Source organism: Poriferisphaera sp. WC338 (genome assembly GCF_050931845.1).
In the GTDB taxonomy this organism is placed as follows: Bacteria; Planctomycetota; Phycisphaerae; order Phycisphaerales; family Phycisphaeraceae; genus Poriferisphaera.
This window is the reverse complement of the sequence record NZ_CP194516.1, coordinates 681,869-695,048: the sequence shown is the minus strand read 5'-3', so window position 1 is coordinate 695,048 and position 13,180 is coordinate 681,869. Positions and strand designations below refer to the sequence as shown.

The 13,180-nt window shown below is 51.1% G+C and carries 10 protein-coding genes; 1 reads left to right on the top strand and 9 read right to left on the bottom strand.

Annotated features, from left to right (window positions below; translation table 11 throughout):
• Positions 1-3: 3 nt before the first annotated feature.
• From ACQ6WK_RS02815 to thrC, 4 genes are all read right to left on the bottom strand, one after another.
• Complete coding sequence (locus ACQ6WK_RS02815; protein WP_432799225.1) at positions 4-921, bottom strand: abortive infection family protein; 918 nt, start codon at positions 919-921, stop codon at positions 4-6.
• A 22-nt stretch (positions 922-943) separates the two neighbouring features.
• Positions 944-2,755, bottom strand: a complete 1,812-nt coding sequence (gene metX, locus ACQ6WK_RS02810) for a homoserine O-acetyltransferase MetX (protein ID WP_432799224.1) — start codon at positions 2,753-2,755, stop codon at positions 944-946.
• Between the two features lie 175 nt (positions 2,756-2,930).
• Positions 2,931-4,241, bottom strand: coding sequence for an O-acetylhomoserine aminocarboxypropyltransferase/cysteine synthase family protein (locus tag ACQ6WK_RS02805; RefSeq protein ID WP_432799223.1), 1,311 nt, complete (start codon positions 4,239-4,241; stop codon positions 2,931-2,933).
• Positions 4,242-5,324: 1,083 nt separating this feature from the next.
• A complete protein-coding gene (thrC, locus tag ACQ6WK_RS02800) occupies positions 5,325-6,740 on the bottom strand; it encodes a threonine synthase (protein WP_432800369.1) in 1,416 nt (471 codons plus the stop codon).
• 171 nt (positions 6,741-6,911) lie between these two features.
• On the opposite strand from thrC, the gene ACQ6WK_RS02795 reads away from it, so the two are divergent.
• Entirely contained in the window at positions 6,912-7,613 is a 702-nt protein-coding gene (locus ACQ6WK_RS02795; RefSeq protein WP_432799222.1) for a gamma-glutamyl-gamma-aminobutyrate hydrolase family protein, read from the top strand.
• Here the strand turns inward: ACQ6WK_RS02795 and ACQ6WK_RS02790 are convergent.
• The 5 genes from ACQ6WK_RS02790 to ACQ6WK_RS02770 all read right to left on the bottom strand — a co-directional run bounded on the left by ACQ6WK_RS02790 (position 7,561) and on the right by ACQ6WK_RS02770 (position 13,075).
• A complete protein-coding gene (locus ACQ6WK_RS02790; RefSeq protein ID WP_432799221.1) occupies positions 7,561-8,271 on the bottom strand; it encodes a signal peptidase II in 711 nt (236 codons plus the stop codon). The genes ACQ6WK_RS02795 and ACQ6WK_RS02790 overlap by 53 nt on opposite strands.
• 102 nt (positions 8,272-8,373) lie before the next feature.
• Positions 8,374-9,057, bottom strand: a complete 684-nt coding sequence (locus ACQ6WK_RS02785; protein WP_432799220.1) for a TraR/DksA family transcriptional regulator — start codon at positions 9,055-9,057, stop codon at positions 8,374-8,376.
• Between the two features lie 227 nt (positions 9,058-9,284).
• On the bottom strand, positions 9,285-9,851 hold the full coding sequence (locus ACQ6WK_RS02780; protein WP_432799219.1) for a thioredoxin family protein: 567 nt from the start codon (positions 9,849-9,851) through the stop codon (positions 9,285-9,287).
• A gap of 163 nt (positions 9,852-10,014) precedes the next feature.
• Positions 10,015-10,578, bottom strand: coding sequence for a 3-isopropylmalate dehydratase (locus ACQ6WK_RS02775; RefSeq protein ID WP_432799218.1), 564 nt, complete (start codon positions 10,576-10,578; stop codon positions 10,015-10,017).
• Positions 10,579-10,762: 184 nt separating this feature from the next.
• Positions 10,763-13,075: a HEAT repeat domain-containing protein gene (locus tag ACQ6WK_RS02770; protein ID WP_432799217.1), complete on the bottom strand. Its 2,313-nt coding sequence runs from the start codon at positions 13,073-13,075 to the stop codon at positions 10,763-10,765.
• Positions 13,076-13,180: the final 105 nt, after the last annotated feature.

The window sequence follows — 13,180 nt, the reverse complement described above, 5'->3', positions numbered from 1 at the left end:
CTGCTAAACAGTAACTGATTGTTGCTCGTTATATGTTTCTACAAGGAATATCGCCAAGGTACTTGCAGCACCAATTGCTAATCTCGCATGCCTGCTATTGAGGCCTTTCCGTGTAGCCGAACGACCATGACCACTACCATAGTGATTTCGTAAATATGCCAATCCGGATGCTATATTTGCCATGCTACCTAGTATCCCTTTAATACTATTGGAAGCTTTTGCCTCGTCAGGTATGTTTTTGGGCGCGAGATTTAGTTTCTCTAATGTCGTTCTAACAAGATTTGAAAAATCTAGCGTTCGCCCAATTTCAACTTGATAATTTTCCAAGATTGTTTTACATACGGTCTCAATTAATTCCTTCGCAGTCCCAATAGCCAAATCATAATCACGATGCTCTACAGCTCTCTCCATTCTCGTAATTTGATTTAATATATATTCTGCTTCACTTCCATTAAACTGCAATTTCAGCACGTTTATTTGGTTAGAAATATCGACTGATCTATCACGAAAAGCGTATATAGATTTACCTGCAATCGTTCGTTCAGGATAGATCTCATAACCCGTGGGCTTAAGAATGAGATTAATCCCACAACGAATCTGCTCAACATCTTCACCAACCGATCGAACAACTGGATGAAGCATTTCACATAAAAAATTCAGCAGCATTCGATCCGGACCATCCACCAAACCCAACCGAGAGTCTTTAAATACCCAATCTTCTTCCCAGTCCTCAGGGTTAATAACCCGATGACGCCATATTTCGCCTGCAAAAGTTTTCTCTCTGAAATCATCTGATGGCAACGTGTCAAGCTCATATAAACGTGAAAGAAAATCACAATCAGTCAGTCGCCCATACCATGCAATACCCTCAAGCATTATCCAATCAAATATATCTCTTCTAATACTCTCTGGAATTCTCATCACATCCCCTTCATGGTTTAACTCACCTCGAAATCACAAACACCGCCGTATCTGCATTCAGGTTCGGATCATCCGCCACCTCTTTGCCCGTCTCGCTATCGAGATACACACCTTGATGGATCGTGATCCCCTTCTTCTCACAAAACTCTTCCCAATCCTTGATCGACAGGAATCTTCTATTCGGCGTGTCGTACCAAGCAAAACTTAATAACCCGTGCTCCTTCCCCGGACTCCGACCATCATGATACAACTCATCCCGCAGCTTCTTCTCCGCAAAGTTCGGAAAGCTTACAATGCACTTCTCACCCACCCGCAACATCTCATCTACCAACTTCTCCGTCCGTACCACACTCTGAAGCGTCTGACTCAACACCACATACTCAAATTCTTTCTCCCCAAACGCCGGTACGCCCTCCTCCAAATCCGCCTGCACCACATCAAACCCAAGCTTCACACTCGCCACCACACTCGCTTCATCAAGCTCCACACCCACGAGCCTTTTCGCCTTCTTCTGATGCGCTAATCGCAACAAAAGCCCACCACCACCACAACCCAAATCAAGCACACTCGCACCATCTTCCACCAAATCACAAATGCGATCATAATCCACACGCGCATGGCTAAAGATGCTCCGTGCATCCGTCGGCAGCGCATCCTCATCTATCGCCTTATACGTCGCATCAACCGTCGTCGTTTCTAAAAAACCCTTCAACATCTCCCCATACCGGTCGTAATCATCCGGCAGCAAAAACGCATCATGACCGCAATCACTCGTGATATTGCAATAGCTCACATACTTCCCACCATGAATCAGCGCCTTCAAAATCTGTCGACTTTGAAACGCAGGAAAAAGCCAATCACTCGTAAAACTGATCACTAGCCAACGACACTTCGCCCCACTAAACGCAACCGCCAATTCCTCACGCGAGCTACCCAAATGAAAATGATCCATAGCCCGCGTGATCACCACATAACTATTCGCATCAAACCGCTCGACAAACTTACTCCCCTGATGCGCAAGATAACTGCCCACACTAAAAAACTTCTCAAAGTCCGTATCAATATCCCGCGGATTCGTGCGGTCCTCGTCAAACTTATCGCGCATCGATTCCCGCGATAAATACGTGATATGCCCCAGCATCCGCGCGATCGCCAGACCAGTATCCGGCTTATGCGCCTCTTCATAATACTGACCACCATTAAAAAACGGATCACTCAAAATCGCATTCCGGCCTACAACATCAAACGCAAGTGCCTGACTCGTCAATGTCGGACTTGTCGCAATCGCAGCCACCGCACCAACGCGCTCCGCATAACGCAGCGCCCAACAAATCGCCTGGTGCCCACCCAATGATCCGCCCACCACCGCAAATAATTTCTCAATCCCCAAATGATCGATCAGCATCCGCTGCACATCAACCATATCCTCAATCATGATCAGCGGAAAATCTTCCCCGTACCGCTGCCCCGTTTTTTCATTCAAACTGCTCGGACCGGTGGTCCCCCGGCAACTTCCAAGCACATTCGCGCAGATCACAAAAAACTTCCGCGTATCAATCGCCTTCCCCTCCCCTACCACAATCTCCCACCAACCCTCATCATCATCATCGCAATGCCGCGCCACATGCGAATCCCCCGTCAGCGCATGACACACCAACACCGCATTATCCTTCCTCGCATTCAATTCCCCCCACGTCTCATACACCACCTCAACCGATGATAACACGCCCCCCATCTTCAACTTCACATCGCCCTCAAAACGCACCTTCTGCGCATACCCCAACTCTCCACTCCCCCGCACATCATCACTACTTTTCGCAAACTCATCCGTCATTGCTCTTACCAATCTTTCATATGCCTCTCCCCAAGCCCACGGTTTCCACGCCGTAGGATTTCATCATACCACACCTTTAGCCACCATTACCCAAACTTCCGGAAGCTATAAAACAAGGACGAAGCTTTCGCTCCGCCCTTGCCAGAATCTACATAAGCATCAACCTAATACACGATTAGACTGCAACGGCGGTCGCGGCCTTAAGCGCCTGATCCAAATCCGCAATGATGTCATCTGCATCTTCAATCCCTACGGACAAACGCACATACTCAGGGTTCACACCCGTCTGCGCCTGCTCTTCTTCGGTCAACTGACTATGTGTCGTCGAAGCAGGGTGAATGATCAATGTCTTCGCATCGCCAATATTCGCAAGGTGACTCAGCAGCTTCACGCTGTTCACCACAGCCTTACCCGCTTCGATACCGCCCTTCACACCAAAGCCTAAAATCGCGCCCTGTCCGTCCGGCAAGTACTTCTTCGCATTCGCATGTGAATCCGCACTTTCCAAACCAGGATAGTTCACCCATTCAACCGCATCGTGTGACTCGAGGAACTTCGCCACCTTCAGCGCGTTCTCGCAATGGCGTGGCATACGCAGATGCAACGTCTCCAAACCCTGCAAGAACAAGAACGCCGCAAAAGGACTCATCGCCGCACCCGTGTCACGCAACCAGTGCGTACGGATGTGCAAGATGTAAGCAATATTGCCGATTGGACGAAGCGCCTCTTCAAACACCACACCATGATAGCTTGGCGATGGCGCACAGAACTCTGGCCACTTCTCAGGATTATCCGCCCACTTAAAGTTACCACTGTCCACAATACACCCACCAATGTGCGTGCCGTGTCCGCCGATAAACTTCGTCGTCGAATAAACTGTGATATCAATACCGTGCTCAAAAGGACGTAACAAATACGGCGTCATCACCGTATTGTCACAAATCACCGGCAAACCTTTCGCATGGGCCGCATCCGCAATCCCCTTGAAATCAGGCACATCACACTTCGGATTACCAATCGACTCCATATACACACAACGTGTATTCTCATCTGCCAACTCAGCAATCTTCTCAGGCTCACTCGGATCAAAAAACCGAACCTCAATACCCAACTGCTTAAACGTCTGTGTAAACAGCGTCCACGTCCCGCCGTACAAACTCGTCGACGCGATAAAGTTTTGACCGCTGTGCACAATCGTCAAGATCGCTGCGGTAATCGCACTCTGACCCGACGCAAATGCCAAGCCCGCCGCACCACCATCGAGCGCCGCGATGCGTTTTTCCAACACATCCGTCGTCGGATTCATCAAGCGTGTATAGATATTGCCAAACTCTTTAAGGCCAAAGAGGTTTGCTGCATGATCCGTATCATTAAACGTATACGACGTCGTCGCATAGATCGGCACCGCTCGTGAATTCGTTGCCGAGTCCGGCTCCTGCCCCGCATGAAGAGCCCGTGTACCTAAACCATAGTTTTGTTCTGACATCTTGTGTCTCCGTATCTTCGCACCCCATGCAGGCAATCATCCTCTTCGTGATTAAGCCTTCTGGGAGTTGAATGGTTATACCGGAGGGAGACAGAGCAGCACACCAACGTGCTATCTAACACACGGTTAGACCTGCCTCATCCCAGTTGCGTTTTCAATTTTGGTGCGACCCGTGTTCCTCATGTGCCACCGCACCGTCGCAGCACATCGTTTATATCAAATTCTACCCCGCATCCTCACGCCGCTAGCTCATCACTCAAGCCCCAACTGTTATGGCGTCTAAGCTTCTGAGGGGATAATACATTAGCAGGCAGCCATAAACCTGCCAAGGCGATTATCCATAATTTCAAACAAAAATCCACTATCCCGAACAAACCATATCCTCCTGACCCACAGGCCGCATCATCAGACATTTCAATCTCTAGAGTAGCCCCGATCTCACCACCGACCTTAAACTGTGGAAAATATGCTGCTTACCACAAAACATCCTTAAAGCCGCACAAACTCGCAATACAAGTCACTTATATAACCTCACATCCAAACAAGAGATCGCCTACTTTTCTCTAGACGAAACCTTCCCCGCCAGACTATCTTTTCCTTAACACCCTCCTCCGCCAGCCAAAACATTTTAAACAGATTAATATTCACTACTTAACATTTAACCTTCCAGTAAATCCTGCCACAGACTCCCGAATCATCTTGGAAAAAATCAAAAAAAATTACTAAGATTGAGCTAGGAGCTTGACGGTAAAAATGCTTAGTGTTATATAATACATGTCGAGCAAACAATGACCCGGTCATCTGCTCAGCCGGCAGAAATGCCACACAAAACCAGACCCCACACCACCTGTTCGATCTATGATCGAGCAATCCCAATCATGCCTGAGACGTCAAAATCTCAGGCATTTTTTTGCATACTCCCATACACCCTTTAGCCGTGATCCAGCGGGTCGCGGAACTAGAGTACAAACAACTCACCTAAACAATAAGCCCACAGGTTCAACCCGTGGGATCAAATATGCCATTCAATCTAATAAGTGTCTATCCAGCGATTAGTCTATCTTGCCATTATAGACCGCACCATTACGCCGGCACTTCGTCCGCCAGCTTCGCGCGGATATGCGATTTCACCACATCCACATCATTTGCCAAAACATCAAACCGCTCATCCAATTCATAAAGTGATTCCAAATGCTTCGGTAGCGGCGGTCGTACACCTGTCGCCTTCTCAACATTATCCGGGAACTTTGCAGGATGCGCCGTCGACAAGGTAATCATGGGCGTCGCCTTATCATCTGCCGTTTTAATCTCTCGCCATGCTGCTTCAATCCCCACTGCCGTATGTGGGTCTACCAGCATCTCTGTTTGATCATACACCTTGCGAATCGCGGCCAGTGTTTCGTCTTCACTCACCCGCTGCGCCGCGAAGAGTTGCCGTGCATCGGCAAGCAACGCTGCATCTATGTTAAACTCGCCCGTCTCTTTCAACTCATTCATCAGCGATGCGATCTTCGCGCCATCCCGCCCATAAATATCAAATAACAATCGTTCAAAATTCGATGAAATCTGAATATCCATCGAAGGCGACATGGTCGGATGTACCTCGCCCAACTTGTGCTCGCCGGTGTTCATTACCCGCGTCAGAATATCATTGGAATTTGAAGCAATCACAAGCTTTTCGATCGGTAAACCAAGCTGTTTTGCACAGTAGCCAGCAAAGATATCGCCGAAGTTTCCCGTCGGCACAGTAAAGTTTACTTCGCGGTCCGGTGCCCCTAATTGAATCGCGCTAGCCACGTAATAAACAATCTGCGGCATGATCCGTGCCCAGTTGATCGAGTTCACACCCGACAGCGCGATCTCATCACGAAACGCATGATCATTAAACATCGCCTTCAAAATATTCTGACAATCATCAAACGTTCCCTTCACCGCAATGTTGTGAACGTTTGCCGCATCAACGGTTGTCATCTGACGGCGTTGCACTTCCGAAGTACGGTTATGCGGATGCATGATAAAGATCGACGTGCGTGACCGGCCACGGATCGCTTCAATCGCTGCCGACCCTGTATCACCCGAAGTCGCGCCGACAACAGTGATGTGCTTGTCGCGCTTGTTCAAAACATAATCATAAAATCGGCCAAGCACCTGCATCGCCACATCTTTAAACGCAAGTGTCGGTCCGTGATACAACTGCATCAGAAAATGATTCGGCCCGATCTGCACCAGCGGCGAAACATCATGATGCACAAACGTGCTGTATGCCTCGTCAATGATCTTCTTCAGGTCCGCCCCAGCGATGCAATCCCCAACGAACGGCGTCATCACCCTTAATGCAATCTCAGCGTAACTCAGCCCTCGCATCGCCCGAAAATCATCCGCACTAAATTTTGGAAATGCCTCCGGCACGTACAACCCACCATCGCGAGCCAAACCCGCCATGAGAACCCCCTCAAAATTCAATGCTTCCGCCTGTCCGCGGGTACTGATGTACTTCACCGTTACACTCCAAATGTGGTCTATCTGTCCGAGTGAGTCCAGCATTGTATCACCCCCACAAACACGATGCAGGCTCCACCCGTTCAGCACATACGATATTCGTAATCGCATTTTATCACTCGGGTTATGATTGTACGGGATTTTTATATAACAATTTGTACAATGTGGGGCATGAGTGTGATTATTGGCATTACCGTAGATACAAAAGACAACACTTGGGACTCGGGCAAGTATCAGTCCGGGCTAGGATACTCAAACTATGTGGCTGAGGCAGGCGGGATTCCGATTCTGCTGCCGCAGCGGATTGAGTTGGTCAAAGAGTTCGTCAACCTGTGCGACGCAATCGTGTTCACCGGCGGGGACGATCTGCACATGGATAAGTTCGGCCACGAGCAACATCCACAATCGAACCTGCTTTGCCCGAATCGGCAAGCCTTCGAGACCGCACTCTATGCAGAGATCCACAAGCGGCCAGAGTATCCGGTGCTAGCAATCTGCTTGGGGATGCAGTTGATGGCACTGCTGCACGGCGGGGAGATCAATCAGTGCTTGCCAGAGACATTGGACAGCCACGAAAAGCACATGAATGATTTGAAGCATCCGGTTGAGTTGGTGGTGGATGATTCGGTCATGGATGACGTGACAGGCGACACGACCAGCTATCACCGCCAAGCAATTGCAGACCCGGGCGATCTGCGGATTGTTGCAAGAGATGAAGACGGCACCATTGAAGCGATAGACGACCCGAGTAAGCCGTTCTATCTGGGTGTGCAATGGCATCCAGAACGCAGCGCACGAGACGCGGTGGGACTAGGATTATTTAAGAAGGTTGTTGAGGCTGCGAAGGTTTATCAGCGCGGTAAGAATGGATGATGATGATAAAGACACCGAGCAGCAGCGCAGCATCTGCAAGATTAAAGATCCACGGATACCATCCGGTGGTGGGCAGAAGATGAAACATATCTCTAACCGCTGAATAGACGATGCGATCATAGAGGTTCCCGAGTGCGCCAGCGAGGATACATGCGAGGCCAAGATGAAAGGCCCATGCACTGGCTTTAGAACGTGCAAAGAATAAGCCGATGACAAAGAGTGCAATCGCGGTTACGCCTATGAATACAGGCCTTCCGCCTTTACCTAATCCGAAAACAGCACCGGTATTCAGGGTAATGTGAAGATTCAACAGATGTGGAATGATCGTAATACCCTCCGCACTTTGCGGGATAGGTTGTGCGGCATCGGTATAGACGTTAATAATGATGTCCTTGCCATTATCAGTAAAGCGGTATGCACCAGCATCGGCAGGAGCGGGTTCGTCAACAGGTTGAATGACCACGGGGTAGTCGCCAACATCTTTGAAGCTGTAATACTTAATGAGCAGATCGGCGGTGAGGAGCACTGCGGCAACGATGAGAAATAAAATGACAGCGCGAGAAGATCGCCATGCAAGTGCCTCGGTTGATGCGGGCTGATCCTCAGTATGGGATGAAGATGCTTGATGGTTGGCGTTAGTGTCTGCCTGATCGTTCATGGGCTTATTGTACCTGAGGAAGATGATCGGTGAATCGGTATCGTGGGTATGAAAAACGCCCCTGGTATGAGGGGCGCATGTGATTGCTATTGGGTGACTTGATTAGAAGCCGCGGCGTTCACGTTCTCGAGCAACCTCAATGGAATACTTGGCCCAAGGTTTGATCTCAAGACGAACGGTCTGAATAGGTTTGCCACTCTGAACGCAGATGCCGTAGATGCCGAGGTCCATACGGCGAAGCGCATCATCGATCTCAATAAGCAGGCGGCGTTCCGATTCCATCAACCCGAGTGTGAACTCTTGCTCGTAATTGTCCGTGCCGACATCAGCCATGTGGAGTGGCATATTGGAGAGGTTACCAGCGGAATCACGTGCGGATTGCATATGCTGGACATCGCCGACGATTTCGGCTCGTTTCTCAAGGAGCATCTCACGGAATTCGGCAAGTTCCGCCTTCTTGAGAGGACACTTGATCTTCTTGAGTTGGTCCTCGGTGAGCTCGGTGGGGACAGGTTCTTCTTCCTCAATGGGCTGGATGATGGGGGCTGATTTTTTGGCCGCAACGGTTTTCTTGGCAACTTTCTTCGCAGCCTTTTTAACGACCTTTTTCTTAGCAACCTTCTTCTTGGTGGCAGCCTTTTTGGTCACTTTTTTCTTGGTTACTGCCTTCTTCTTGGTCGCCTTTTTAGACGCAGTAGATTTCTTGGACGCGGCTTTTTTCACGACCTTTTTCTTGGCAGCTTTTTTCTTGGCTGCTTTCTTTTTGGCGGCTTTTTTCTTTGCCAAGGCAGTACTCCATGAGCGTTAAGTTTTTGCTGAATAAGCAATTAAGAGAATGCTATGAATGCTCGCATGCCTCACGTATCACAACCAGGCGAAATTGCGACCATCCCGGAAACCGCCGAATAATATCGCTTGCCCCCAGAATCCGCAAGCAGCTTCTGGGATGAAAGACAAGCGCAGACTCATCGGACATGCGGAAGGGCGGCCATGATTTTTTGTCGCATATGGGGTTAATCGCCGTGCTTTTCGCGGAGCCTGCCCGAGAGACGGAGCAGAAGCTGCACACGCTCAAACTCATTTAGCCAGCACTGGAGCGACTCTGCCAGCTCCTCATCAGGGACAGGAGCACCAGGAAGTGGACAGGCACCGCCAAGCTGCTGGGCAGCCATGCGGCGGTAGCGGCAGAGAGTACGGTCGCCATACCAACCGACCTGTTCGTAGTCTTCAGCGAGGAAGATCACAACGGGGACGCGCGTCCCGGCATTAATGGTGACTTGATCACGAAGTTCGGGAACTTCATCCCGATCGATGTAGCCTATCTCGATATTGGGCGAACCTTGTGCGATTTTTTCGATAAGGGGAACCTGCTGCACACAATCACCACACCAGACGCCAGAAACGACGATGACTTTCATGTTGCGTTTGAAGTCACCGAGGAGCCTGCGCTGATCTGGGTTAAGATCGATTTGGTTGTAGATTTCGGACCAGTTTTGTTGCTGCTGTTCGTTGCCGGTGGCAGCGTATTGGTCATAGGGGAGGCATTTGTCGTGGATAGATTTCAGGTAGGCGGCGTCCATGGATATCTCCGGGTCATGTGTGGTGGTCTCGCGGTATATGTTATCCGCAAGGTGTGAACATAGCTGAGAGAGGGGTTATTCCAAAAGAAAAATCAGGAACACATGAAAAAACCCGCTAGAGGAGCGGGTCGTGAATTTGAAACTTTAGCGCCTAGTGGGGTGGTTATTTGTCGAGCATGCCGGAGGCACGGGCATAGTCAAAAACGCCGCCTGCATCGATGATGGGTTTGACATCGCCGAGCGGTTTGAGGGCGTAGGCTTTGCCGGTGGTGGTGTTGCGGACTTCGGCGTTATCGAGGTCGACTTCGAGTGTGTCGCCGGTGGAAATTTCTTCGACAAGTCGCTCGACAGATTCGCATGGCAGCAGGTATCCGCCATTGACGCAATTTCGGAAGAAAATGCGGGCGTAGAACTCAGCAATCACAACAGTCGCGCCGGCTTCTGCGATGGCGAGGGGTGCATGCTCACGTGAAGAGCCACAGCCAAAGTTCTTGCCGCCAATGACGATTTTGAATTCGGATTTGAATTCGCCTTCTGGGACAAAAGGGATGTCGCCAGATGGGAGACCGCGTTGCCCTTCAGGGACGCCGACGTTGGCGTACATGCCGAAGAATTTGCGCTCTTCGGGGTCGGTGGGGTCGTATGAGAGGAATTCAGCGGGGATGATCTGGTCGGTATCGATGTCGTCGCCGAGGACGTAAGCTTTACCGGTGATGATATCTGCCATGGGAGTACTCCAATAATCTCAGTTTGGGTAGACGAACAAGTATAGCGAAGCGGCGGACGAGGATCACCTTGAGGTGAAGGATGACGCTGCAGAACAGCCCCGCACATGGAATAGCGGGCTTTGGGGAGGAAGGAATCTCAGATCACAACCAACGGTCTAGGCTTGAGGCGGCTTAAGGAGAAAATCAGTCCGTCACGGAATCTGATTCAGGCTCTGGCTTGGCTGCGGTCGCTTTGCCAGATTCTGCGGGCTCGGAGGGCGCATCGGTAATGACGGGAAGCGCGGGTTCACTGGGTGATTCGACAGCAGGAAGCTGGGCATCAAGCAAACGGAGACGGGTTGCGACTTGGGGCTTCATAGTGCCGAGAAGGGTACGGAGAGAAGTAACGATCTGGCGCGCTTCGTCGGTTCGTTTGGCCGCAATATAACGTTTGGCTTGTTCGATAAAGGTGTTGACGATGGGGTCATCTGTGCCAGTACGACCGCCAACCTCAATGATGTCGAGCAAACGTTTAGCCGAAGCGAAAGCGCCATCAATGGCGTTAAGATGAAGTTGCGAAGTAATGTAGCCGCGAAGGAATTGCTCCCGTTCATGAGCAGAAAGCTGAGTGATGCTTGCATCAACTTGTTGATAATCAAGCAACGCAGCGGCGGAGTTTGCGAGATGCAAACGGATCTCGGCGCGTTTGAGAAAGATCAAGGCACGCTGGCGATCGGTAAGCGGCAAGTTGGCATCAGGACGATCAATGGCAGCACCAAGCATCTGGTCGATGAAGGTGGCACGCGCGTCAGAGGTGGAGTCGGGCGTGCCGATGATGGCGACAGCCTGAAGAACGGACTCGGCAGGTACACGGGCGGACATGGCAACGAGCGCCCTGCCCCATGCGTCGAGGGCCTGTTCACGCTGCGGTGGGAACTTCACGAGCTCCAGCAAAGTAAACGGGTCCTCCCCACGGCGGGTGGCAGCACCAATCACAATAGGCTGAATCACAGGGTCTTGCACACGATCTGCAAGAAGCTTGAGCGAGCGGTCGGATTCTGCCCAAGCAGTGGCGGCAGCTTGCTTCACGGAGGCGTTGTCGGAATCGACCCAGTCGGCGATGCGGCCCCAGTCGGAGGTATTGCCGACGCGGCCGAGGAGTGTGACAACCTGCGGTGCAGGATGGGTTTGTTTTTTCAGATGCCGACGTGCATGACGTGCAGCTTCAGTCGCGTGTTTCTCAGAGAGCATGTCCTTGTCGGCAGCGGCGGCGAGCATGCCGGCGGCAGCGTCGTGGAGTGATGCCTTGGCAAGCAGGTCCAGTGCGGGTGAGACAGCATTTGTACGGGGCATACGGGTCAGCAAAAGGAGATTGGCACGGAGAACAGAGGTGGTAGATTCGTGACTGGAAGCTAGGCGGGCGGCAACCAAATCAGCGGCGGGTTCGTCGGCAAGATCATGTAGACGCATGGCGGCCTGCTGGCGGATATCTGAAACAGGATCGCTTAACCGAGCACGGAGCGCGGTACGGAGGTCCTCTTCAAAAGGCTGGCCATCAAGAAGGCGTTCTAGGATCAATTCCATCGCAAGCTTACGGACCGGGTCGACGTTTTCCGAGAGCATGTAGACAAGCACTTTAGGCTTGTCGGGATCGGAGGCGTTGCGGTAGTTGGCACGGGAAAGTTCGATAAGCGAATCAATGACTTGCTTCTGAGCTATCTGTTGCATGGCAGTACGGCGAGAGGCGTTCTTGACGAGTTCCGCCTGCCATTTGCCTTCTTTCCAGCGACGAGCGTCCTGCCACCAGTCGAGCCACGCGGTGTGATTTTCCCGAAGATCTTCAAGGCCGGTCATGAGTGTGAGTGCGGTGAAAGCGTCTTTTTGGATTTGCCTTGGCTGAGAAGGATCAGCAAGATTGATGAGCGATTGCGCAGCAGTTTGAGTGCGCTGATAGCCAAGAGCAAGGATCGCACCACGGCGAACAGAGTATGGCGATTGCGGTGCATCGGCCTGCTTGATAAGCCAATCGACAATGCGTTTGCGATCGGTCATGCGGCCAAGTGCTTCGGCTGTTTTGTTTTGGAGATCACCTTCGGCGCGGAGAAGTAGTTGCTGCAAAGGTGCTAGGTAAGCAGAAGAAGGATCCTGTGCAGTGACGGTGATCGCTTCGACGGTGGCAAGCGCCGCAAATTCATCATCGGTCTGATAGAGGATCGAAGCGACAGCCAACTCCGCGCGACGAGACTTCATGGACAGCAACGCAAGTGCAGCAGTACGTCGTTGATCCGCAGGTAATCGAACATCGATCAGAGGCTGAAGCTGCTCACGAACCTCGGCGGGGGTCTGGCTGTCTTGGAGTAAGGTTTGGGGAGGAATATTACGAATCGGCGCGGCACAGGCGTTGAGCAGCAAGACCAAAATCAATGTGATCAAGTATGCGGATTTTGCAATGATCGCCGAGGAATCACGGCGGTCTGTGTGCGGTGTGATAGCGGTGGCGTATGAACCTTGAGGCATGAATGACAGTTCCTGGTAACGGCCGACGAAAATGCGAAAAACCCTTCTCTTGTCCGATGTTACGGTTTACCATAAATGAGTGGATCAGCCAAGGGTTGCAGGGGC

What these genes read in the sequence shown, in the direction of transcription:
- ACQ6WK_RS02775 (WP_432799218.1), bottom strand. Translation starts at nt 10,578, where the DNA reads ATGGCAGATATCATCACCGGTAAAGCTTACGTCCTCGGCGACGACATC.
- ACQ6WK_RS02770 (WP_432799217.1), bottom strand. Translation starts at nt 13,075, where the DNA reads ATGCCTCAAGGTTCATACGCCACCGCTATCACACCGCACACAGACCGC.
- metX (WP_432799224.1), bottom strand. Translation starts at nt 2,755, where the DNA reads ATGACGGATGAGTTTGCGAAAAGTAGTGATGATGTGCGGGGGAGTGGA.
- ACQ6WK_RS02795 (WP_432799222.1), top strand. Translation starts at nt 6,912, where the DNA reads ATGAGTGTGATTATTGGCATTACCGTAGATACAAAAGACAACACTTGG.
- ACQ6WK_RS02780 (WP_432799219.1), bottom strand. Translation starts at nt 9,851, where the DNA reads ATGGACGCCGCCTACCTGAAATCTATCCACGACAAATGCCTCCCCTAT.
- ACQ6WK_RS02805 (WP_432799223.1), bottom strand. Translation starts at nt 4,241, where the DNA reads ATGTCAGAACAAAACTATGGTTTAGGTACACGGGCTCTTCATGCGGGG.
- ACQ6WK_RS02790 (WP_432799221.1), bottom strand. Translation starts at nt 8,271, where the DNA reads ATGAACGATCAGGCAGACACTAACGCCAACCATCAAGCATCTTCATCC.
- ACQ6WK_RS02815 (WP_432799225.1), bottom strand. Translation starts at nt 921, where the DNA reads ATGAGAATTCCAGAGAGTATTAGAAGAGATATATTTGATTGGATAATG.